General features: G+C 62.3%; 21 protein-coding genes. 4 read left to right on the forward strand and 17 right to left on the reverse strand.

All coding sequences use genetic code 11. The annotated features are described in order from the left end of the window. Positions 1 to 2 precede the first annotated feature (2 nt). The 9 genes from AB1E34_RS08040 to gap form a co-directional block, all read right to left on the reverse strand. A complete protein-coding gene (locus AB1E34_RS08040) occupies positions 3 to 1205 on the reverse strand; it encodes a hypothetical protein (RefSeq protein WP_372571817.1) in 1203 nt (400 codons plus the stop codon). After that, positions 1202 to 1876 carry a hypothetical protein gene (locus tag AB1E34_RS08045; RefSeq protein ID WP_372571818.1) on the reverse strand — a complete coding sequence of 225 codons (675 nt, stop codon included), beginning with the start codon at positions 1874 to 1876 and terminating at the stop codon, positions 1202 to 1204. The genes AB1E34_RS08040 and AB1E34_RS08045 overlap by 4 nt, the downstream gene beginning before the upstream one ends. Then, positions 1873 to 2772, reverse strand: a complete 900-nt coding sequence (locus tag AB1E34_RS08050) for a VWA domain-containing protein (protein WP_372571819.1) — start codon at positions 2770 to 2772, stop codon at positions 1873 to 1875. Before AB1E34_RS08050 ends, AB1E34_RS08045 begins: the two co-directional genes overlap by 4 nt. Continuing rightward, on the reverse strand, positions 2769 to 3731 hold the full coding sequence (locus tag AB1E34_RS08055) for a VWA domain-containing protein (protein WP_372571820.1): 963 nt from the start codon (positions 3729 to 3731) through the stop codon (positions 2769 to 2771). Before AB1E34_RS08055 ends, AB1E34_RS08050 begins: the two co-directional genes overlap by 4 nt. After that, positions 3724 to 4095 carry a hypothetical protein gene (locus AB1E34_RS08060; RefSeq protein ID WP_372571821.1) on the reverse strand — a complete coding sequence of 124 codons (372 nt, stop codon included), beginning with the start codon at positions 4093 to 4095 and terminating at the stop codon, positions 3724 to 3726. The genes AB1E34_RS08055 and AB1E34_RS08060 overlap by 8 nt, the downstream gene beginning before the upstream one ends. Continuing rightward, a complete protein-coding gene (locus tag AB1E34_RS08065) occupies positions 4092 to 4997 on the reverse strand; it encodes a DUF58 domain-containing protein (protein ID WP_372571822.1) in 906 nt (301 codons plus the stop codon). The genes AB1E34_RS08060 and AB1E34_RS08065 overlap by 4 nt, the downstream gene beginning before the upstream one ends. After that, positions 4994 to 5950 carry an AAA family ATPase gene (locus AB1E34_RS08070; protein ID WP_372571823.1) on the reverse strand — a complete coding sequence of 319 codons (957 nt, stop codon included), beginning with the start codon at positions 5948 to 5950 and terminating at the stop codon, positions 4994 to 4996. Before AB1E34_RS08070 ends, AB1E34_RS08065 begins: the two co-directional genes overlap by 4 nt. A gap of 101 nt (positions 5951 to 6051) precedes the next feature. Further along, positions 6052 to 6957 carry a hypothetical protein gene (locus AB1E34_RS08075; protein ID WP_372571824.1) on the reverse strand — a complete coding sequence of 302 codons (906 nt, stop codon included), beginning with the start codon at positions 6955 to 6957 and terminating at the stop codon, positions 6052 to 6054. A gap of 93 nt (positions 6958 to 7050) precedes the next feature. After that, positions 7051 to 8052 carry a type I glyceraldehyde-3-phosphate dehydrogenase gene (gap, locus tag AB1E34_RS08080; protein WP_372571825.1) on the reverse strand — a complete coding sequence of 334 codons (1002 nt, stop codon included), beginning with the start codon at positions 8050 to 8052 and terminating at the stop codon, positions 7051 to 7053. Between the two features lie 263 nt (positions 8053 to 8315). Between gap and AB1E34_RS08085 the strand changes: the two genes are divergently transcribed. From AB1E34_RS08085 to AB1E34_RS08100, 4 genes are all read left to right on the forward strand, one after another. Beyond that, a complete protein-coding gene (locus AB1E34_RS08085; RefSeq protein ID WP_372571826.1) occupies positions 8316 to 9080 on the forward strand; it encodes a DeoR/GlpR family DNA-binding transcription regulator in 765 nt (254 codons plus the stop codon). 72 nt (positions 9081 to 9152) lie between these two features. Further along, complete coding sequence (locus tag AB1E34_RS08090; RefSeq protein WP_372571827.1) at positions 9153 to 10088, forward strand: LysR substrate-binding domain-containing protein; 936 nt, start codon at positions 9153 to 9155, stop codon at positions 10086 to 10088. 64 nt (positions 10089 to 10152) lie between these two features. Continuing rightward, positions 10153 to 11310, forward strand: coding sequence for an aromatic ring-hydroxylating oxygenase subunit alpha (locus AB1E34_RS08095; RefSeq protein ID WP_372571828.1), 1158 nt, complete (start codon positions 10153 to 10155; stop codon positions 11308 to 11310). Beyond that, entirely contained in the window at positions 11307 to 11546 is a 240-nt protein-coding gene (locus tag AB1E34_RS08100; protein WP_372571829.1) for a hypothetical protein, read from the forward strand. Before AB1E34_RS08095 ends, AB1E34_RS08100 begins: the two co-directional genes overlap by 4 nt. 4 nt (positions 11547 to 11550) lie before the next feature. Here the strand turns inward: AB1E34_RS08100 and hpaH are convergent, their stop codons facing one another. The 8 genes from hpaH to AB1E34_RS08140 all read right to left on the reverse strand — a co-directional run bounded on the left by hpaH (position 11551) and on the right by AB1E34_RS08140 (position 20951). Further along, entirely contained in the window at positions 11551 to 12348 is a 798-nt protein-coding gene (gene hpaH / locus AB1E34_RS08105) for a 2-oxo-hept-4-ene-1,7-dioate hydratase (protein WP_372571830.1), read from the reverse strand. Then, a complete protein-coding gene (locus AB1E34_RS08110; protein WP_372571831.1) occupies positions 12345 to 13196 on the reverse strand; it encodes a fumarylacetoacetate hydrolase family protein in 852 nt (283 codons plus the stop codon). Before AB1E34_RS08110 ends, hpaH begins: the two co-directional genes overlap by 4 nt. Next, positions 13193 to 14590, reverse strand: coding sequence for a pyridoxal phosphate-dependent decarboxylase family protein (locus AB1E34_RS08115; RefSeq protein ID WP_372571832.1), 1398 nt, complete (start codon positions 14588 to 14590; stop codon positions 13193 to 13195). Before AB1E34_RS08115 ends, AB1E34_RS08110 begins: the two co-directional genes overlap by 4 nt. Before the next feature lie 8 nt (positions 14591 to 14598). After that, complete coding sequence (gene hpaD, locus AB1E34_RS08120; protein WP_372571833.1) at positions 14599 to 15582, reverse strand: 3,4-dihydroxyphenylacetate 2,3-dioxygenase; 984 nt, start codon at positions 15580 to 15582, stop codon at positions 14599 to 14601. Between the two features lie 12 nt (positions 15583 to 15594). Next, positions 15595 to 17103 carry a 5-carboxymethyl-2-hydroxymuconate semialdehyde dehydrogenase gene (gene hpaE, locus AB1E34_RS08125; protein ID WP_372571834.1) on the reverse strand — a complete coding sequence of 503 codons (1509 nt, stop codon included), beginning with the start codon at positions 17101 to 17103 and terminating at the stop codon, positions 15595 to 15597. Beyond that, the gene (locus tag AB1E34_RS08130) at positions 17100 to 17489 is read right to left on the reverse strand and encodes a 5-carboxymethyl-2-hydroxymuconate Delta-isomerase (protein ID WP_372571835.1); all 390 of its coding nucleotides are present in this window, start codon (positions 17487 to 17489) and stop codon (positions 17100 to 17102) included. The genes hpaE and AB1E34_RS08130 overlap by 4 nt, the downstream gene beginning before the upstream one ends. Before the next feature lie 85 nt (positions 17490 to 17574). After that, positions 17575 to 18582, reverse strand: coding sequence for an aldose epimerase family protein (locus tag AB1E34_RS08135; protein WP_372571836.1), 1008 nt, complete (start codon positions 18580 to 18582; stop codon positions 17575 to 17577). Continuing rightward, the gene (locus AB1E34_RS08140) at positions 18579 to 20951 is read right to left on the reverse strand and encodes an aldehyde dehydrogenase family protein (RefSeq protein WP_372571837.1); all 2373 of its coding nucleotides are present in this window, start codon (positions 20949 to 20951) and stop codon (positions 18579 to 18581) included. Before AB1E34_RS08140 ends, AB1E34_RS08135 begins: the two co-directional genes overlap by 4 nt. Between the last annotated feature and the right edge of the window lie 2 nt (positions 20952 to 20953).

Consider the following 20953-nt stretch of genomic DNA (forward strand, 5'->3'; position numbering starts at 1 on the left):
CCTTAGCGATTGCCTTCGGGCGTGGCAGGACGCAGAAATCGGGTCGCGAAGGATTTCAGATCAGGGGAAGGCGCGGTCGGATCAAAGACCGCGCGGTCAAACTCCCGGATCATCTGCATACGGGGTGGCGAGGCCCCGTCGCGCCGAAGCAGCGCGACGGCCACACGGCGCATCTCGGCTGCCTCGCCGGAGCGTGCCCTTTTGCGCAGTCGCCGCGCGAGCGGATCGAAGATCGGGAACCGTTGCAGCGCGCGCAGCCCGACCACGCGACGGCCAGACATACCCAGAGCAATACCGCAGGCAAAGACCAACACGGCCAGACCCGCAACCGGCCAGCCCGGCAAGCGCGCGGACATCACCGTTTGGGCCGCTGGTACTGTGCCGCGATCTCCAGTCACCGAGCCATAGGCGACACGCTGCGCCGAAATCGTCACATCCCGCGCTTCACGCGCCACCGTATCGAAATAGCTGAAATTCAGCGGTTCAACTATGGTGGAGGTATCGTTCGAGGGCCGGATAGTCCAGCGCCAGAACGCGTAGGTCACCGGCCCTTCGGGAGTCAATTCGACCAGACGCTTTTCGGGATGCGGAAAGATCATGGCCGAGGGCGAGGTCAGATCGGGCATCGGCGGGATCATCTCGGGCGTCACGCCCAGGGCTTCGATCCGAACCACTCGCAGCACCCCTTCGCCGGGCACCAACTGGTCGGGCGCGTTTGACCATTGATCCGACACTTTCAGATCGCGCACCGGGAACCACCAGCCTTGCGATTGCGGTGCGGGGGCCACTTCGATGCTGAGCGGCTCGGACTGGATCTCATGTTCAAACCAGTCATCGCCTTCATCGGTCAATGTCAGCTTATGGGTGAAGGGAGCAATGGTCAGTGTCCCCGAGCGCACCGGATAGATCGCCATGCGCCGGGTGAAGACCTTGAAATTGCGGCCATCGATGCGCTCTTCGCTCCAGCTGTCAGGCCCCAGCTGGGCCCAGCTGAACCCGTCGAAGTCGGGTTGGATCAGGTCTTCACGGGTGATGTGACGCCGATAGACGCCCCGGATCGTCAGCAGGATCATCTCTCGGGTGAACGGCGTGCCGATATCCTCATCCACCGACACGCTCAGGTATACTTCGGACGGCAACACGGTGCGCGATTGTGCCAAGCCACAAATAGGCCAGAACAGGCAAAGCAGCAGCATCCACTTCATTCCGCATCCTCCGGTTCGGGTGGCGACAGGCCCAGCCTAACGCGGCGCTTGTGTTCCTGCGCGATGCGCGCGGCCATGAACTCACCCGGAACATCCGACAGTTGGTTCAGCCAACGCTCATCGGCCACCATGAACTTGTCGTCAAAAATCCGCCGCACGCCAAGGCGCCCGCGGCTGTCCAGCTCGGCCAGACCCAGCATGGTGTTGGCATTGGTAACCTCGCTGCCCGTGCCCGCCGCGCGCGCATCCCCGCGTGCGATGAAACTGTCTGCCTGCGGGCCGTCCTTGCGTTCCGGGAACAGGCCCAAAGCCTCGGGATCAATCTGCAGCCCGGCATAGTAGGCGGCCACCACATCGAAATTGGCCTGCGCATCCGGGTCCCCACGCGTGATAGCAAGATCATAGACCTCAAGCGCCGCTGCATAGCGACCGCTCTGCGCTTCGGCATTGCCAAGATTGTAAAGCGCTCCCGCCGCCTCAAACGCCTCTGCCGCGCCCTGATACTCTCCTGCTCGATAAAGCGCCGCCCCCCGCCAGCCGGGGTTGTCAAAAACCTGCGCCGCCAACCCGTTCATCCCCAACGCCATGAAAACACGGCCAAAAGGTGCTGTGCTGCCCATCAGTGAAGCCAATATCAGCAGAGTGATCGACAGGACTGCAAGCCACCTCATGCCGCATCCCTCCGAAACAGCAGGAGCAGAGGAACAAGCGCCAGCACCAGAAGATAGCGCCCCATGTCACGCCAGAACAGCACTGGATAATCGGCCTGTTCCAGCCGCATCCGGGCGTCACTGGCCAGCCACTCTTGCAAGCCGTCGGTCTGCTCAAGCGTGAACACCGCACCACCGCCGAGGCTGGCATGTGTCTCCATCCCGGCTGTGGCATCGCCCAGCGACACCAGCGACAGCCGCGTGCCAGCCTCCACCAATGCCGCCGCCTCCTGCAAAGAGTCCGGCCCAAGACCCGCCCCGTCGGTAAAGAGCACGACATCGCCCGCCAGCACATCGGCCTCGTGCATCAACTGACCGGCCAGCGCCAGGGCGCGTTCCGGGCGCGAGCCCCGGTCCGGCACCGTCTGCGCATCGATCAGGGAAAATGTCTGACCCACCTGCCGGTGATCGGCGGTCATGTCGGTGGCGACATAGGCATCGCCCGCATAGACGATGATGCCACCGGGCCGCGTGCCAAGCGCGCTGACACCGAAGCGACCCATGGTCAGCATCTGCGGCCAGCGCGGATCATCGGTAACGCTGGTTGAGGCATCCACGACAAACAGAACCCCGTCGAGATTGCGAAAGGACAGCGCATCGCGCCGCTCGATCGCCGGACCGGCCAGGGCCAGTATGCAGATGCCGACCGCCAAAAGCAGCGCGATCAGCGGTCTGCGGTTGGCGCGGGCATCGATCCGGCCAAGGGCCGCCATGGCCCGCATCAACACGGGATTTGCGGCCCGGTCCCATTCTCCGAACCCGCCGCTACGGGACCAGAGCCACCAGCCGAACCCGCACAGAACCGGTAGGCACAGCAGCCAGAGCGGTCGCAACAGGGTGATATCGTCGATACTCACGCCGCTTCCCTCCACAGCGCGAGGCATCCCAACACCACGGCCAGCGCGGCGGGCCAGGGCCAGTAGTCGCGGTAGATCTCGGCGGCCAGCCCGTCGCTATCGGTGGCCTCCAGCCGGTCCAGCGCCTCGGCCACGGCAACCAGATCATCGGTGGTTTTCACGCGAAAGCTCTCACCGCCCGAGACCTGCGCAATCGCGCGCAGCGTGGTGGCATCCACCACCCCGCGTTCACCCGCTTGGGCGCTGTCCAGATCCTTAGGGCCCAGCGCGATCGTATGCACCCGCACGTCCATTGCGGCGGCCAGTTCCGCCACGCCGCGTGGATTGGTGGCACCGGCATTATTGACCCCGTCCGACAGCAGGATGACCACGCGCGACGCCGCTTCGCTGTCAGCCATTCGCTTCAGTGCCAGCCCCAACCCGTCCGAGATATTGGTGGCGCGGCCGGAGATCCCGATGCTGGCCTCTTCGATGCGCCGCGCGACCGCTTCGACATCGAAGGTGAACGGTGTCGCGAAATACGCCTCGGAGCCGAACACGATCAACGCAACCCTGTCCCCGCCTCTGCGCCGGGCGAAATCGGCACCCACGGTGGTCACCGCCTCAAGCCGGGTGATCTGGCGATCATCGAGATAGAAATCGTCGCGCACCATTGAGCCCGACAAGTCCAGTGCAATGGCCAGATCGCGGCCCGACACTTTGAGCGCACTCACCGGTTCCAGATCACGCGGGCCTGACAACGCCACAAGCGTCAGCGCCCAGATCAACCAGAGCAGCATCTGCCGCAGCGGGATACGCCGCGCGCCGTCTTGTGCGCGGCCCGCCTGCAGCATTGCGCCGCCAATGTGATCGGGCACAAGCAAGGCGCGCCCCGAGACCGGTTGTGGGTTGAGCAAACGCGCGACCAACAGGGGCAATGGCAGCGCCAGCAACACCCAGGGATCAGCCAGTTCAAACAAGGCGCGCGACCTCCGCCTCCAGCGCCTTCAGGTCAACGCTCCCCTCACGCCGGTAGAGCCCCCCCCGGATCGCGGCATATCGATCGGGGGCATGGTCCCGCAGCAGGTGCAGCAATGCAACCCGTCGCTCCACCTCGGGCTTGTCGTTGAGCGCCGCCAATCGGTCAATCGGCCTTGCCGATTGCACGACCGGGCGGCGATTGCTGAGCAACCGCAACAGACCAACAACCAGCACCGCGCCAAGCCCCGCCAAACCTGCGGTCGCGGCCAGTTCGGCGACCACACCGCCCGGCGCCTCAGCTGGCAGGCGGATGTCCCGCAAGCTGGCCAGCATCGCCGTTTCGGAAAGTGCCGTTTCCGTCATGCCGCCACCCTTGTGGGAAAGGCAGCCGAGATCCTGCGGGCAATCTCTTCGACGCTGTCACTGGCATTCAGGACCAGGGCCGCGCGCCCGGCAACCTGCTGGTACATCCTAACCTCTGCCGCCTTGTCCTGCGCCAGATAGACCCGTTTTTGACGCCCATCCGACAGCCGGATCGGATACCAGCCGCGCGGCATCTCATGGGTCTTTGCCTCGGTCATCAGAACCAGTCGCGGGCTGCGGCGATGGGCCAGCAGATCCAACCGATCGGCCAGGCCTGAACCGGGGGCGTCAAAGCCTGAAGCAACAATGATCTCGGCACCGGTTGGCGCCAGCCGGTCCGCGCGGGTCAGCGCCTGATCCAGCGTCAGGGCATCCTGTCGCCCGGCCAGGACAGCCTCAAGCCCGTTGCGATGGGCCTGAACCAGCCCGCCGATCACATCGAGCATACCGCGCGTGCGCCCGCGCGGCGGCACGATCACCGGGGCCTCTGGCGTGATCGCCAGCAGCGCCACGCGCCCGCCGCTTTCCACCAGATGCCAGCCAATCATCACAAGCGCCTCGGCGGCAGCAACCGACAGAAAGGCCCGCCGCAGACCCCAGAACATCGAGGCCCGGAAATCCGCGACCAACAGGCTGACCCGGTCGCGCTCTTCCTGAAACTGCCGCACATGCAGCCGCCCGGTTCGAGCGGTGGTGCCGCGATCGAGATGACGGATATCGTCACCAGCCACATATTCGCGCACATCGACAACCTCGATCCCCTGCCCGCGCCGCTTTGTGACGAAACCACCCGGCAAGGCGGCCATCGGAGGCGCGGCATAAGAGGACAGCGCCACGCGGCGCAAAGCGATCAACGGGCCCGAATTGAGGCTGACGCCCGCATCTGACAGCGCCTCGTTCACAGCGGCTCAACCGCATTCAGGATATCGGCGACCACCTCGCGCGGCTTGCGCCCATCCGCCACCGCGCGCCAGGTCAGCACCATCCGATGCGCCAATGCGTCGGGGGCGACGGCTGCAACATCCTCGGGCAGGGCAAAATCGCGACCGCGCAGAAACGCCCGCGCACGCGCCGCCGAAGCCAGTGCCAGCGAGCCGCGCGGCGAGACCGCGTGTTCCACATCCGCGGCCAGATCGCCCGCGCGCGTGGCGTTTACCAGCCGCACGATGTAATCCCGCAATTCCGGCGCCAGATGCACCGCCCGCACCTGCGCCCTTGCGTTTTCCAGATCCGCCAGTGTCATCCGCCGTGCGGCAGGCGGGCCATCCTCGGTTTCGGAAATCACCAGATCGAGGATTCGGCGTTCGGTTTCGGGGGTGGGCAGGCGCAACACCACATGCAGCAGGAACCGGTCAAGCTGCGCCTCTGGCAGCGGAAAGGTGCCATCATGTTCGATCGGGTTTTGCGTCGCCACCACCAGGAACGGATCGGGCAGCTTATGGGTCTCGTTGCCGACGGTCACCTGATGCTCGGCCATCGCCTCCAGCAGGGCGGATTGCACCTTTGGCGGGGCGCGGTTGATCTCGTCGACCAGCACCAGATTGTGAAAAACCGGGCCGGGCACAAACTCGAACGTGCCGTCCTGCGGGTGGTAAACCGGCGTGCCGGTGAGGTCCGAGGGCATCAGATCAGGCGTGCACTGAATGCGTGCGAAGCTGCCCTCGATCGCGTTTGACAGCCATTTGACCGCCCGCGTCTTTGCCAGGCCAGGCGGCCCTTCGACCAGCAGATGCCCGCCTTCGAGCAAGGCAATCAGCAGGCATTCCACCAGATGCTCATGCCCCACCAGACCTTTTGAAAGATAGGTAGACAACTCCCCCATATTGCTTGGTGGGGTGTCGGGTCTGGTATCCATATCGCCTCCCTGCGGCCATGTCAGACCATCTTTTCGGGGATCAGGCTAACCGGAGTCCCAGCCCTGTCAAACACAGCTTAAGGTATTACCCCAGCCACCGCTTAGGTGCAGCCGCTGTCAAACAGCGGGGCAAAGCGGGGATCGGTCAGGGTTTCATCCGCCAGTGCGCGCAGGCGGTCATAATGGGCATCGATGTAGTCGATGAACCCCGGATCGACCGTCTGATCCACTGGCGCCCGCCCCACCGCATGCATCATGAAGACGTCAAAGGCGCACAGACCACCGGGGTTCGACTGCAGCAGCGCGCGCATGAAAGCGTGGGACTCCCATGGCAGTCGCTGCATGTTCACAGGCGTCTCCTGCAGTTTCGACAGAAACCCGGCCCGCCGGTCATAGAGCAGGATATCCATGCCGAAGGTGAAGGACTGAAACAGCTCTTCGATGAGGATCGACTTGTAGAACGCGACCTCCAGCCTGTCCGGGCGCGCATGCGCCGGTTGCTTGACCATGATATGGGTGCCCTGCCCGCGCCGCCCGAAAAAGGTCTGCGCCATGGCCGGCGATGATGCGACATAGCTGCGACTCATGGGCAGCCCAAGCTGGTGCACCTCGTTCAGCCATTGCAGATCCGATGACAGCGCCCGGTTCGGTGGATGCCCTGAATAAAGCCGCAGGATCACCGTTCGCCCCGAACCACAGGCGCTTGCGGTGGGACCGGCGTAGCGCACAGGGGCGGGATATCCGAAACTGTGATGCAGCAGGGCCCGGAACGCATCGAGCACGGCTTGCGTCTGCGGATGCGGCCTCTCGCCCACCAGACAAAGCGACGCTCCGGCCAGATCGCGCCCGTTGATATGCACCGGGATCGCCAAGTCGCGGCCCACCATGGTGACCCGCAACTCATAGTTCCAACCGCGCCGGGCGAGGTCCAGATAGGTGCCCTTGTCAGCCTGCGCCGCGCCCGCGAGGACGAGGGTCACAAGCAATTGCGAGACGATCCGCAGCATACATAACTCCTGCGGCCTGAACCTAGCGCGCCGAGGCCAGAGCGTCCACTTTCTCGCGCAGGGCTGCAGGCCCGATCAGGCGTTGTGTATTCCTCAGATCAGCTTGCCCATTGCCACGGCGGTATCCGCCATGCGCATCGAGAAGCCCCATTCATTGTCATACCAGCTCAGGACGCGGCACATATTGCCGTCCATTACCTTGGTCTGATCGGTGGCAAAGATCGACGAATGCGGGTCATGGTTGAAATCCATCGAGACCAGTTTTTCGTCGGTCACTCCCAGAATACCCTTCAACGGTCCCTGAGCTGCTGCGGTGATCGCGGCGTTGATCTCCTCGGGGCTGGTGTCGCGGTCGGCCTCAAAAGTCAGATCGACTACAGAGACATTCGGCGTCGGCACCCGGATCGCCACACCGTCCAGCTTACCGTTCAGTTCAGGCAGAACCAGCCCCACCGCCTTGGCTGCTCCGGTCGAGGTCGGGATCATGTTCGCGGCCGCTGCACGGGCGCGGTAGAGGTCCTTGTGCAACGTGTCCAGCGTCGGCTGGTCACCGGTATAGGAGTGGATCGTGGTCATGAACCCGCGCTTGATGCCGACCGTGTCATTGAGAACCTTGGCCACCGGCGACAGGCAGTTGGTGGTGCAGGAGGCGTTCGAGACCACCAGATCGGCCCCGGTCAGCGTGCCGTCATTCACCCCATAAACGATGGTCTTGTCGGCATCCTTGCCGGGGGCCGAGATCAGCACCCGTTTCGCGCCATTCTCCAGATGCGCCTGGCAGGCCTCTTTCGAGGTGAAGATGCCGGTGCATTCCAACACCACATCCACATGACTCCAGGGCAGATCGGCCGGGTTGCGTATGGCAGTTACCTCGATCGGGCCGCGGCCCGCGTCGATGGTGGTCTCGGTCGTTGTCACCTCGGAGGGGAAACGGCCATGCACCGAATCGTAGCGCAGCAGATGCGCGTTGGTTTCGACCGGGCCCAGATCGTTGATGGCCACAACCTCGATATCGGTGCGGCCGGATTCGATGATCCCGCGCAGCACATTGCGGCCAATCCGGCCAAATCCGTTGATTGCTACTGTTACGGCCACGGTTCTCTCCTCAGACCCTGAATGCATTCGAATTCTGATGTTGGATCGGCGGCGCTTTCTGGTGTGGTCACTCGCTTTTGACTCCGCCGAACTTGTTAGCGGTAACAAGCACGAGCATGACCAATTGTCAAGTGAACCGCCACAATATGATTGCGAATTCTGGGCATTTTCGTTCGCATGTGGAAAATTGCGAGCGAATATGCGCGTTTCCTCTTGAATATGAACATTACCTGTCTGACTCTGAAGATGGAAAAGGGAACCATATGAACAGCGAAATCCGAAAGTCGGCCATTCTCGAATTGGCGCAATCTGATGGCATGGTCAGCGTCGAAGACTTGGCCACGCAGTTCGGCGTCGCCGCCCAAACGATCCGGCGAGATCTGGCGCAGTTGGCGCAATCGGGCAAGCTGGACAGGGTCCATGGCGGTGCGGTGCTGCCCTCGAGGCCGACAAGCCTTGACTATGTGCGCAGGCAGAATGTGAATGCCGAAGGCAAGGCAAGGATCGGGGCGCTCTGTGCGCAAAACATCCCCGACAACGCGTCGATCTTCATCAATATCGGCACCACGACCGAGGCGGTGGCACGCGAATTGACCGGCCATCGCGGATTACTGGTGGTCACCAACAGCCTGAACATTGCGAATATTCTGGCGGCAAACCCGGAAATTGACATCATTGTTGCGGGTGGTGCCCTGCGCCGCACCGATGGCGGTTTGCTGGGCAACCTGACCACACAGGTGGTCGATCTGTTCAAGTTCGACCTCGCGGTGATCAGTTGCGCCGCCATCGACGAGGATGGCGACCTGCTGGACTATGACCTGCAAGAGGTCAACGCCACCCAAGCAATCACGAGGCAGTCTAAAGCCACCTTCGTAGTAGCTGACCACACCAAGTTCCAGCGCCGCGCGCCCGGCAAGATCGGCTCGCTTGGTGACAGCCACACGCTGTTCACCGACGCGCCCGTGCCCGCCGCCCTGCGGGCGCAGTGTGACGATCTAGGGGCGCAGATCTGCATCGCGCCAGAGTGAGTGCACGCTGGTCTTGCACTGCAAAGCCCGGCATAGTCGCATTATGTCAATTCATCCATAGTGCGCCCAGACATGTCACGACGCCATTACAACCTGCCCCCCTTCGCCACGCTCTCGGCCTTTGAGGCCGCTGCAAGGCATCAGAGTTTCAAAGACGCGGCGCAGGAGTTATCGGTCACGCCGGGGGCTGTCAGCCATCAGATCAAGGCGCTTGAGCGGGACCTGGGTCTCGCGCTGTTTGAGCGGCGCCATCGCGGGGTAGAACTGACCGAGGCGGGGCGCGATCTGTTCCAAGGCCTGTCGACCGGGTTCAGCCGCATGTCGCAGAGCCTTCAGGCGCTGCGCGAGCAGTCCGAGGACAAGGTGGTCACCATCGGCTCGACGTCTGCCGTGGCGACGCTGTGGCTGTCGCAGGCGGTTCTGCGGTTCTGGCGCGAGCACCCGGATATCAACGTGAACCAGATCGTGCGGGATCGACCCTTTGCCAATCCGGCTGACCTCGATCTGTTCATCTGGTATGGTCCCTATCGCCATTCCGAGGTGGACCGCACCGTCCTTTATCGTGACCGGCTGGTGCCGGTGGCGCAGCCGGAATTGGCCGCATCACTTCACGGGGCGGACCTCGCGACGCTGGCCAGTCAGCGGCTGATCCACATGACCTCCGACCATTCCACCTGGACCGAATGGGGTGACTGGTTTCGGCAATTGGGCCATGACGGACCGATCACTCCCGGCATACGGGTGAACAACTACGCCATCGCGCTGCAGGCCGCGCAGGATGGTGCCGGGCTGGCGCTGGGATGGGAGCGCCTGATCGCACCGCTTCTGGCCAGTGGCGCCCTTGTGGCGATCACACCGCATATGCTGCGCGCGCCGCACCGGTTTTACATCCACGGCAAGCCCGATGCCGATCTGTCGGCCAGCGCTATACAGCTGCGCGACTGGATCATCCGGGAAATCCGCTCAAGCTCGCATGATCTGAATTCACCTCAAGCGCAACTTTTCTGAGGTTGCGGGAACTCGCCAAACCGCGTTCAATTCCGCTCCGACACCCACTTGCGGAGGACGCCAGATGAACAAACCGACACAGCTCGCCCCGGTCATGGCATCGGTGAACACCGCCAACGGCCTGCCCAACGCGCATTACACCAATCCCGAGGTCTTTGCCGAAGAGCGCACCGCCGTGTTGTTCGCGAACTGGTCAGGGGTGGGATTTGGCAAGGACATCCCGGAAACCGGCGATGCGAAACCTATCGATTTTCTCGGCATGCCGCTGCTGCTGGTGCGCGACAAGGACGGCGAGGTCGGCGTGTTCCAGAACACCTGCCGCCACCGGGGCATGATCCTGGTCGATGCCCCCAAAAAGATCACCGGCGCGATCCGCTGCCCCTATCATAGCTGGTGTTACGACCTGAAAGGCCGTCTGCGCGCCACGCCGCATGTGGGCGGGCCGGGCCAGAACCGGCATGAGGATGTGAAGCTGGACGAGTTGGGACTGGTCCGCATCCGGTCCCATGTCTGGCAGGATGTGATCTTCGTCAATATTGACGGCAGCGCCCCCGATTTCGAGGTCGCCCATGCCGATCTGCTGAACCGCTGGTCCGAGTTTGATCAACCCTTGCATGCGGGCGGCGGCACGTCCTCGTTCAAGCTTGAGGTTGCCACCAACTGGAAGCTCGCGGTCGAAAATTACTGCGAAAGCTACCACCTGCCCTGGGTGCATCCCGGCCTCAACAGCTATTCCCGGCTGGAGGATCACTACAACATCGAGAAACGCGGTGCCTATTCCGGCCAGGGCACGCTGGTCTACCGGCAGCTCAAGGGCGAGGATGAGGCGGTCTTTCCCGATTTTGCCGGGCTTAGCGACAAATGGGACGAGGGCGCGGAATATATCGCGGTCTATCCAAATGTGCTGCTGGGCGTGCAGCGCGACCATACCTTCGCAATCGTACTGGAACCGGTCGGCTGTGAGCGAACGGTCGAGCATGTGGAACTTTATTATGCCCAGTCCAGCAAGGACACGCCCGAACTAGAGGCGCTGCGCGAGGCCAATGCGCAGCAATGGCGCGGCGTGTTCGAAGAGGATGTTTTTGTCGTCGAGGGCATGCAGCGAGGTCGCCACGGCATGTTGTTTGATGGTGGACGATTCTCGCCGGTGATGGACGGGCCAACGCATAATTTCCATCATTGGGTGGCAAGTCAGGTCGCGGAGCGACGGACCACGCCGTGAGTGACGCCGCACTGGATCAACTCTTGCTGCGAGCCCACGGCGAGGGAGACAAGGCGGCGCTGGTGCAACTCTATACGCAAGCGGCGGATCAGAGCGAAGCAGGCGGCGATCTGGATGCCGCCTGCTTTTACCTGACCCATGCTTTTGTTTTTGCTCTGGAAGTCGGTGCGCCCGAAGCGCGAGACCTGAATGTACGGCTGGTCGAGAAAGGCCGCGCGCATCCCTGGCAGCCCTGAGTTGTCAGGCGAAATTTACCGAGACCGACCCGAAGGGGCCGAAATCGGCATGGATGCGCGTGCCGGGCGGGCATTCGATGGGTCGGATGAAGCTGCCCGACAGGATGATCTGCCCCGGTTCGATTTTCTGGCCATATTGCGCCATGCGGCGCGCCAGCCAGACCACGCTTTCCATCGGATCGTTCAGCACGCCTGCGCCCAGCCCGGTCTCTTCGATCTCATCATCGCGGAAGGTTAGCGCACCGACCCAGCGCAGGTCGAAATCATCGACGCTATGGCGTTCGGCGCCCAGCACCACACCGGCATTGGCAGCGTTGTCGCTGATCGTGTCAAACACATTGCGTGCCCGGCCACTCTTCGGGTCAGCGCGCAGAATTCTTGTGTCGAGGATTTCAATGGCGGGGCAAACATAGTCGGTCGCAGCCCGAACATCCTCCGCCGTTACATCCCCGCCCAGAGGGGATTTCATCACAAAGGCAATCTCTGTCTCGATCCGGGGCTGGATAAAGCGGCCCTGCGGCAGGGTTGCCCCGGTCTCGAACGCCATATCGTCAAACAGAATGCCGCTATCTGGGATGTCAATCTTCAGCGCCGATTGCATCGCTTTCGAGGTCAGCCCGATCTTCCACCCGATCACCCGGCGGCCCTGCGCCAGCTTATGCGCCATCAGTGCGGTCTGCACCGCATAAGCGTCATCCATATCCATCTCCGGATAGCGCAGGCTCAGCAGACCGATCTGCTGGCCGGTCGCTTCGGCGCGCACCAGGTCAGACGCCGCCTGCGCATGATCTTCGGGCGTCATACCTCGTCCTCCACCCCGTTGCGCAGGATGCCGATCCCCTCGACCTCAACCTCCACCACATCACCCGGCACCAGATAGCGCGGCGGGTCGAACCGCGCGCCGGCGCCGGTGGGGGTGCCGGTGATGATGATGTCGCCGGGCTCCAGCGTGGTGAAGGTCGAGATATAGGCGATCTCTTCGCGGATCGGGAACATCATCCGGTCAAGCGTATCCTCCTGCCGCACCTCACCATTCACCCGCGTGACAAGGCATGCCTCGTCAAGCTGTGCCGGGTCGGTGAAGGGCACCAGCCACGGCCCGATTGCGCCTGAGCGGTCCCAGTTCTTGCCTTGCGTGACGTTGAATTTGGCATGCCGCACCCAGTCGCGGATGGTTCCTTCATTACAAAGCGTCAGCGCCGCGATGTGTTCATAGGCGTCCTGCGCCGCGATCCGGCGGCCCCCTTTGCCGATCACCACCGCCACCTCTCCCTCGTAGTCCAGGGTATGGTTCTCGGGCGGACGGATCAGCGGCTGGTCATGCCCGGTGAAAGAGGACGCGAAGCGCGGGAAAAGCGACATGTATTTCGGCTGCGCGCTGCCATCCTTGTATTCGGCATTGCGGTCGGGAAAATTAACTCCCACGCAGATGATCTTGCCGGGGTTCGGCACCGGAATCTGGTAGGTGACATTCTTATGGCTGACCGACCCACCGCGCGCTACCTCGGCCAGCGCGGGCAGACCCTGCCCCGCGATCACGTCGCGCAGGGTTGGCCATTGAGGGAATAGCGGACTGAGCGCGATCACGCCCGCACCTGTCACCGCGCCATAATAGGTCTCGCCCTTGGCGGAATAGGTGGCAAATCTCATGCGATCTCCTTCCAGACCTCGTCGATGACATCCGCCGCCATCATCACATCCTCACGCGTGCAGTCGAACTGGCCAACCTGAAACCGGATGATTTTGCGTCCCTCATGCATGCCTTGCGTGAGGTAGATACGCCCATCATCGTTGAGCGCGTCCACCAGCTTTTGCTGTGTCGCATCGTTACCAGGGCAGCGGAAGGAAAACAGGCTCAGGATCGGCTCGGTCACGATCTCGAACCCGTCAAGCACTCGAATTTTCTCACAAATCTCACCGGCCCATGCAACATGATTGCGGATACGGGCGCGCAGCCCCTCGACGCCATAAGCGCGCAGCAGGAACCAGATCTTCAGCGCCCGGAACCGACGCCCCAAAGGGATCGTCCATTCCGAGTAATTGGTGACCTCGGCGCCCGAGGTTTTCAGGTATTCCGGCTCGATCTTCAGCGTGTTCAACTGCGCTTGCGGATCACGCAGGAACTGGACGGAACAATCGAACTGCGCGCCCAGCCATTTATGTGGGTTGAAGACGATGCTGTCGAACCCATCCACATCGGCCCAGAAATCTGCGCGGAACTCCGGGCAGATCATCGCCGCCCCGGCCCAGGCGGCGTCGAGATGGGTATAGAGGTCCTCGTCACGGGCCACCCGCAGCACCGGCCCCAGCGTGTCACTTGCGCCTATCCCGGTCGCGCCAGTCACCGCGATGATCCCCGCCGGGATATGCCCCGCCGCACGGTCAGCGGCGATGGCCTGTTTCAGCGCCTCCACATCAACGCCATAGCGCGGCCCGGTGGTGCCGATCTTGACCAGATTGTCCTGCCCGATCCCTGCCACCCAACAAGCCCGGTCGATCGAGGAATGCACCTGATCCGAGCAATAGATTCGCAGCTGCCCCTGCCCCGACAACCCCGCACGATTGCCGCGCCAGCCGGTGGCGCGTTCACGCATGGTCAGTACGGCGGATAGCGTCGCAGACGACGCGCTGTCCTGAATGACCCCGCTATAACCCGCATCCAATCCAAGCGCCTGGCGCAGCCAGCCAACCATGACGCCCTCGACCTCGGTCGCGGCGGGCGAGGTCTGCCACAGCATACATTGCACCGCCAGGGTCGAGACTAGCATATCCGCCAGCATCGACGGCGGCGCGGCATTGGCGGGGAAATAGGCAAAGAAGCGGGGATGTTGCCAATGGGTGATGCCGGGCATCACGATCCGCTCGAAATCCGCCATGATGGCATCCATCGCTTCACTGTCTTCTGGCGGCGCGGTGGGCAATTGCGCAGCGATCTCGCCGGGCGCGGTCTGCGCGCGCACGGGTCGGTTGCGCAGTGTCTTGTGATACTCGGCGGCCCAGTCCGAGATATGCTTGCCCCAATGTGCGAAGTCATCCCAATCCATATCTGCCCTCACGGCGCGATGATGGGGCTGGCGTCCAGTTCCGGGTCGTTTACCGGAACCCCAACAAAAGAGGTCCCATGCTCAAACCAGCTGCGCGGCGCGGGCGCACCCCAGAGGGTCTGCCGCTGCGGGTCCTTGAGGTCCCATTTTATCGGCTCATGATCGGGATCAACGGTCTGATAGTCGGAGCTATAGATCTCGATCCGATGCCCGTCCGGGTCGAGGATGTAGAGGAAAAACGCATTCGAAATCCCGTGCCGCCCCGGCCCGCGCTCGATATTACCGACATAGCCGGTGGTGGCCATCACATCGAGCAGGTCGATGATATGCAACGGGTTGGCGACCCAGAAGGCCACGTGATGCATGCGCGGACCGCGCCCGTTTGTGAAGGCCATGTCATGCACCCCACCCTTGCGGTGCAACCACGCGGCCCATAGGCGGCTGGTGTCTTCATCCTCGGTGTACTCCGTCACCCGGAACCCGAAATCGCTGTAAAACGCCACGCTGTCATCCACATTGGTGGAAAAACAGTTAAAATGGTCGATCCGCAGCGGTCGCACCCCGTGATACCGCCCATATTCCTGATGGATGGGCTTAAGCCGGTCCATCTCGTGATAGAACTCCAGCGGTATGCCCATATTGTCCGAGGTCAACAGCGTGCGCCCTTGGTAAGGGCGCTGCACCCATTCCGTCGGCCGACCCTTGGCGCGGAAATAGGCGTCGGCGTGGTCCAGATCTTCTTCGTCAAAGGTCTTGAACCCCATCACCTCAACCGTGCCCGGCTGGTCGGATTTCTGCAGGATCACCGAGTGATGCCCGCGTTCCTCAAGTGCACGCAGGTAGATGTGGCTTTCGTTTTCAGCCGTGACCTGCAGCCCGAACATATCCACGTAGAAGGCGCGCGAGGCAGCCAGATCGCTGACATTCAGGCACACATGGCTGAGCCGGATCGTGTTGAAGGCGGGGTAGAGGTTGGGGGCGGGAACGGGCATGAGGTCTCTCCTTTACGCACCCAGACGGGGGATTTTATGGGCCCCTGTGGCGAAGCCGATATGTTTCTGTTCCATGTAGAACTCAAAGGACCAGTCGCCGCCATCGCGCCCGATCCCGCTGGATTTCACACCGCCGAAGGGCGTCGGCAGGTGGCGGACATTCTCCGAGTTCACCCAGATCATCCCCGCCTCCAGCCGGTCGGTAAAGCGCAGGGCGCGGGTCAGGTCATTGGTCCAGACATAGCCGGTCAAACCGTAGGGCGTGTCATTGGCAAGGGCGAGCGCCTCATCCTCGGTCGCAAATGGGATCGAGGTCAGGACGGGGCCGAAGATTTCTTCACGCGCGATCCGCATATCATTGCGTGCCCCGGTAAAGAGCGTAGGCCGAACGAAGTAGCCCTCGTCCCCGACCGTCTCACCCCCGGCAGCAACGGTTGCACCATCCTGCCGCGCAATGTCGAAATAAGACGTGACCTTGTTGAAATGCTCTTCGCTGATCAGCGGGCCGATCTCGGTCTCGGGCTCCAGCGGATGGCCGACCCTGATCCGGTTCACCCGCTCGATGAGCTTTGCTTCGAACTCTTCGCGGATCGTGTCCTGCACCAACAGGCGCGAGGAGGAGGTGCAGCGTTCGCCATTGATCGAATAGATCATGAAGATCACCGCATCCAGTGCCCGGTCCAGATCGGCATCATCAAAGACGATCACCGGGTTCTTGCCGCCCAGCTCCAGATGGTTGCGCTTTAGCGTATCCGCCCCCTGTTTGGTGATCAGGCTGCCGGTGCGGCTTTCGCCCACAAAGGCGATCGCGCGGATCAGCGGATGCTCGCAGAGCGCGCGGCCTGCATCCTCGCCAAAACCGTTCACCATGTTCAACACGCCCGGCGGCAGCCCGGCCTCTTCGGCAATCTCGACGAGCAGCCGCGCAGTGAGCGGGCTGGCCTCGGCCGGTTTGTGCACCACCGTGCATCCCGCCGCGAGCGCGGGCGCGATCTTCCACGTGCTCAGCATGAAGGGCGTGTTCCAGGGCGTGATTACCCCGACCGGGCCGATCGGTACGCGCGTGGTGATATTCATCAGCGTCGGCGATTTCAGGTGCTGGCCGTCACGCGCCTGCACCACCCGATCAGCGAAATAGCGGAAATTCTCAGCGCCCCTCAGCGCCGCCTTGGACATGAATCGCAGCGCCTGACCGGTGTCCCAACACTCACACAGCGCGATCTCTTCGGCACGCGCCTCGATCCCCGCCGCCACGTTTAGCAGGATTTTGCGCCGTTCGACTGCTGGCATATCGCGCCAATCGGCAAATGCCCCTGCCGCCGCCTGAGCCGCTGCATCAATATCGGCCACATCACCGCGCGCCACGTCGCAGATTACGCTCCGGTCCACCGGAGAGATTGTTGTGAACACGCCAGCCGCTCCACCCCGGTCCTGCCCGGCGATGCGGTGCCGTATGCCACCTTCGCGAAACCGCGCCAGAAAACCGCTCAGCTTTTCGATATTCTGTTGCAACGCATTCATGATGGTCCCCCCAGATGGTCCCGGATCGTGCCCGTCTTGGGCGAGAGATCGGGGTCAATGTCCCGCATCTCCAACGACAAGGCCAGCGAATGCTGAGCCATGTAGGGTCTGAGAAACTCCTCAGCCGCGCGGAATAGCACATCTGCCGCCGCCTTGCGTATCTCCATCGGGCGACCTGCCCGCAACCGGACTGAGATATCGACAAAGCTGTGCTTGGGATCACCGTCAGCTATGGCATAGTGATCGGCACGCAGCGCGCGCACTCGCAACCCTGCCAGAGGAAACGCCTCTATGCCCGCCGCGGCTTGTCGAAGGCAGGCACAGAGCGCCGAGATATCGACGCTATCCTCCAGATTTGCGGAATATTCAATCGACAGGTGCGGCATCGCAGGCTCTCCGATTTATGTGGTTATCATGTTAATTAATATGTAGCAAAAAGTCAATGATATTGTTTCTTTTGCGGCCATGAAATCAGATAAGGTTCTGAAAACTGAACTGGCTTTTGCTGCGATACACTATATCCGAGGTCAACATTGCCTCTGGAAACCCCTCCTGGTTCATCGCATCCGGCCAGACCTGCGGCTCCAGCGCGATACCGCTATACCGTTGATACGGCCTGCCCTGCAGACCGGCGCGATCCGGCTCGTTAAACTGGCTGTTCGTGTAGGTTTGCAGACCCGGTTCGGTTGTGCGGATGCTCATGCCCAGCGATCCATCCGACGATATTAGCCGCCCAACCTGACGCACAGCCACCCGTTCGGAAGACAGACAGAGGTTATGATCGAAAGGGTGTTCTCCAACCGCGCGGAGTTGGCGGAAATCAAATGCGGTTCCCGTGACGGGGTGCTGGACGCCCGTGGGGATCAGATCGTTATCAACCGGCAGATAGTGATCTGCGAAAATCTCCAGATGATGATCCCGGATGCTGCCGCTATCATCAAGAATGAAATAGTTATGAGGCGCGAAACTGCAGGGTGTTTCCTGATCGGACTGCGCCTCGATCATAATTTCGAGCATCGGACCGGGCCGGATCGCATAGGTAACCGCAACCGACAAAGCGCCGGGAAAGCCCATATGGCCATTGGGCATCTCAAGACGCAGAGTCACCGCATCTTCGGCCTGTGCTTCCAATGACCAGAGCATCTTGTCGCTGCCCTGGCTGCCGCCATGCAGCGTATGACGTTCCAGGAAGTTCCGATCCGCCTGATGCCAGCGCCCGCCTGCGCGAAACCGCCCCTGCGCGATCCGGTTGGCAAAGCGACCGACAATGGCCCCGAAATAGCCCCGACTTTGCAGGTAGCCGTCCAAGCCAGGCCAACCCAGAACCAATGGATACGCCACCCCGTCCAGCCGCAAGTCCTGCAGCGTCGCCCCATAGGTCAGCACCCGCGCCCGTAGCCCGTCACGGGCGATGGTTACGTTCTGAACTTGCCGACCATCTGGCAAGGTTCCGAAAGGGGCAATCGGATCCGAACTCATTCGCCGTATGGTATCCAGACGTTTTTCACTTCGGTGGCGTGGCGCAGGTATTCCTCGCCCTCGCTCTGCGCAGGGTCGGTCCAGTCGATGGCCTTGCCGTAATTCACCCAGGTGCGTTTCAGGTTCGCTGCCGCTGCGCGCTCGACCATGGCCGAGCCGTCCTGCGTGCCGTGATACCAGACTCCGTCGACGCCATAGTGATCAGCGAGCGTCTTGGTCAGCTCGTCCCTCGGACCGGTCACGATGTTCACCACCCCGCCCGGCAGGTCGGAAGTGTCAAAAACCTGATAGAGATCGGTGGCCGAAAGCGGATGCGCCTGCGATGGCACCGCGACCACGGTGTTCCCCATGGCAATCGCCGGCGCGACCAGCGAGACGAAGCCCAATAGTGGCGCTTCATCCGGGCAGGCGATGCCCATCACTCCAACCGGTTCCTTCATGGCAACTGTCACGCCACGCAGGGGCACCGAATGCACCTGCCCGTCATATTTGTCGGCCCAGGCGGCATAAGTGAAGAACCGGTTGATCGCGGCTTCGACCTCGCCTGCGGCCACCTTTGAAGAGACACCGGTCATTTCGCGCAGCCGAGTCTCGAATTCGCCGCGCCGCGCAGCGAGATTCTCGCCGATATAATAAAGAATCTGCGCCTTGTTGTGGCCCGAGGCTTTGGCCCAGCCGCCCGAGGCCGCCGTGGCGGCCTCAACCGCGTTGCGGATGTCCTTGCGGTTGCCGATGCCCACATGGCTGATCAGCTTGCCCTTGGGCGTGGCGATGGGTTGGCTATAGCCGCTATCGGGCCGGGCCTGTTTGCCGCCGATATACATCTTGGCGGTGCGGTCGATGCCTTCGCCGCCACCTTCTGTCAGCGAGTGGGGCGTAACCGGCGCGGCGTCCTTGAGTGACTTGAGGTAGCTCGGCTTGACGTATTCATAAAGCCCCTCACGCCCGCCTTCGCGCCCGAATCCGCTCTCACGGTAGCCGCCAAAGCCTGCGGCGGCGTCAAACTGATTGGTGCAGTTAATCCAGATGACCCCCGCCTTGATCTGCGGTGCGACACCAAGCGCGAGGTTGATATTCTCGGTCCAGACACTCGCTGCCAACCCATAGCGGCTGTTATTGGCCAGCTGCACCGCCTCCGCGGGCGTGCGAAAATTCATCGAGACCAATACGGGTCCAAAGATTTCCTCCTGCGCCAGCGTGTCGCCCGCCTCGACCCCGATCAGCAGAGTCGGCGGATAGTAGCAGCCGTTCTCGGGCAGTGAGGTTTCTTCGCGAAACATATCCGCGCCCTCATCGACCCCAAGCGCCACCATCTCGGAGATGCGCTGATGCTGCACCGGGTCGACGATGCAACCGAGGTCGATCGATTTGTCCAGCGGGTCGCCGACGCGCAGGGTCCGCATGCGTTGACGCAGCCGGTCATGGAACCGTTCGGCAATGCTCTCCTGAACCAGCAGGCGCGAACCGGCGCAGCAGACCTGTCCCTGATTGAACCAGATCGCATCAACGATCCCTTCGATGGCGCTGTCGATATCGGCGTCGTCAAACACGATGAAAGGCGATTTGCCGCCCAGTTCCAGCGTCAGCTTCTTGCCTGTGCCCGCGGTCTGTTCGCGTAGGTTGCGGCCTACGCGGGTGGAGCCGGTGAAGGCCACTTTGGCCACGTCCGCATGTTCGGCGATCATTGCACCGACCGGGCCATGGCCGGTGACTATGTTGACGACGCCCTCGGGCAGCCCCGCCTCGATGCAGATATCGGCAAACAAGAGGGCAGTGAGCGAGGTGTATTCGGCAGGCTTCAGCACCACTGTGTTGCCCATGGCCAGCGCGGGCGCGATTTTCCACGCCAGCATCAGGAAGGGAAAGTTCCAAGGGATCACCTGTCCGGCGACACCGATGGGCTCATAACCCGCCATCTCGCGTTCCATAAGCTGTGCCCAGCCCGCATGGTGGTAGAAATGGCGGGCGGCGAGCGGTATATCGGCATCGCGGCTTTCGCGGATTGGTTTGCCATTGTCGAGGCTTTCCAGCACGGCAAACAAACGCGCGTGTTTCTGGATCAACCGTGCCAGCGCATAGAGATGCCGCGCGCGCCCTGCCCCGCCAAGCGCGGCCCAGTGTTTCTGCGCCTTTGCGGCGGCTTTGACAGCGGCGTCCACGTCCTTGGATGTGGCTTCGGTCAATGACGCAATCGTCTCGCCATTGGCGGGGTTCATGCTGTCGAACCTGTCCTCGCCGGGCTTGGTGAAACCGCCGCCGATGAACAGGCCAAACGTGCTGTCATGGCGGTCAAGCCACGCCTTCGCCTCAGCGGCGCTTTCGGGGGCGGTGCCGTATTCCATGGTTTTGAAAATCTCTGAAACTGTCATGT

The organism is Ruegeria jejuensis (genome assembly GCF_041537905.1).
Lineage (GTDB): Bacteria > Pseudomonadota > Alphaproteobacteria > Rhodobacterales > Rhodobacteraceae > Ruegeria_C.

Bases quoted from the DNA above. Each gene is read 5' to 3' on its own strand.
- AB1E34_RS08090 (WP_372571827.1), top strand. From the start codon at position 9,153: ATGTCACGACGCCATTACAACCTGCCCCCCTTCGCCACGCTCTCGGCC.
- AB1E34_RS08130 (WP_372571835.1), bottom strand. From the start codon at position 17,489: ATGCCGCACCTGTCGATTGAATATTCCGCAAATCTGGAGGATAGCGTC.
- hpaD (WP_372571833.1), bottom strand. From the start codon at position 15,582: ATGCCCGTTCCCGCCCCCAACCTCTACCCCGCCTTCAACACGATCCGG.
- AB1E34_RS08115 (WP_372571832.1), bottom strand. From the start codon at position 14,590: ATGGATTGGGATGACTTCGCACATTGGGGCAAGCATATCTCGGACTGG.
- AB1E34_RS08140 (WP_372571837.1), bottom strand. From the start codon at position 20,951: ATGACAGTTTCAGAGATTTTCAAAACCATGGAATACGGCACCGCCCCC.
- AB1E34_RS08045 (WP_372571818.1), bottom strand. From the start codon at position 1,876: ATGAGGTGGCTTGCAGTCCTGTCGATCACTCTGCTGATATTGGCTTCA.
- AB1E34_RS08060 (WP_372571821.1), bottom strand. From the start codon at position 4,095: ATGACGGAAACGGCACTTTCCGAAACGGCGATGCTGGCCAGCTTGCGG.
- AB1E34_RS08040 (WP_372571817.1), bottom strand. From the start codon at position 1,205: ATGAAGTGGATGCTGCTGCTTTGCCTGTTCTGGCCTATTTGTGGCTTG.
- hpaH (WP_372571830.1), bottom strand. From the start codon at position 12,348: ATGACGCCCGAAGATCATGCGCAGGCGGCGTCTGACCTGGTGCGCGCC.
- AB1E34_RS08070 (WP_372571823.1), bottom strand. From the start codon at position 5,950: ATGGATACCAGACCCGACACCCCACCAAGCAATATGGGGGAGTTGTCT.
- AB1E34_RS08085 (WP_372571826.1), top strand. From the start codon at position 8,316: ATGAACAGCGAAATCCGAAAGTCGGCCATTCTCGAATTGGCGCAATCT.
- AB1E34_RS08075 (WP_372571824.1), bottom strand. From the start codon at position 6,957: ATGCTGCGGATCGTCTCGCAATTGCTTGTGACCCTCGTCCTCGCGGGC.
- AB1E34_RS08110 (WP_372571831.1), bottom strand. From the start codon at position 13,196: ATGAGATTTGCCACCTATTCCGCCAAGGGCGAGACCTATTATGGCGCG.
- AB1E34_RS08095 (WP_372571828.1), top strand. From the start codon at position 10,153: ATGAACAAACCGACACAGCTCGCCCCGGTCATGGCATCGGTGAACACC.
- AB1E34_RS08135 (WP_372571836.1), bottom strand. From the start codon at position 18,582: ATGAGTTCGGATCCGATTGCCCCTTTCGGAACCTTGCCAGATGGTCGG.
- hpaE (WP_372571834.1), bottom strand. From the start codon at position 17,103: ATGAATGCGTTGCAACAGAATATCGAAAAGCTGAGCGGTTTTCTGGCG.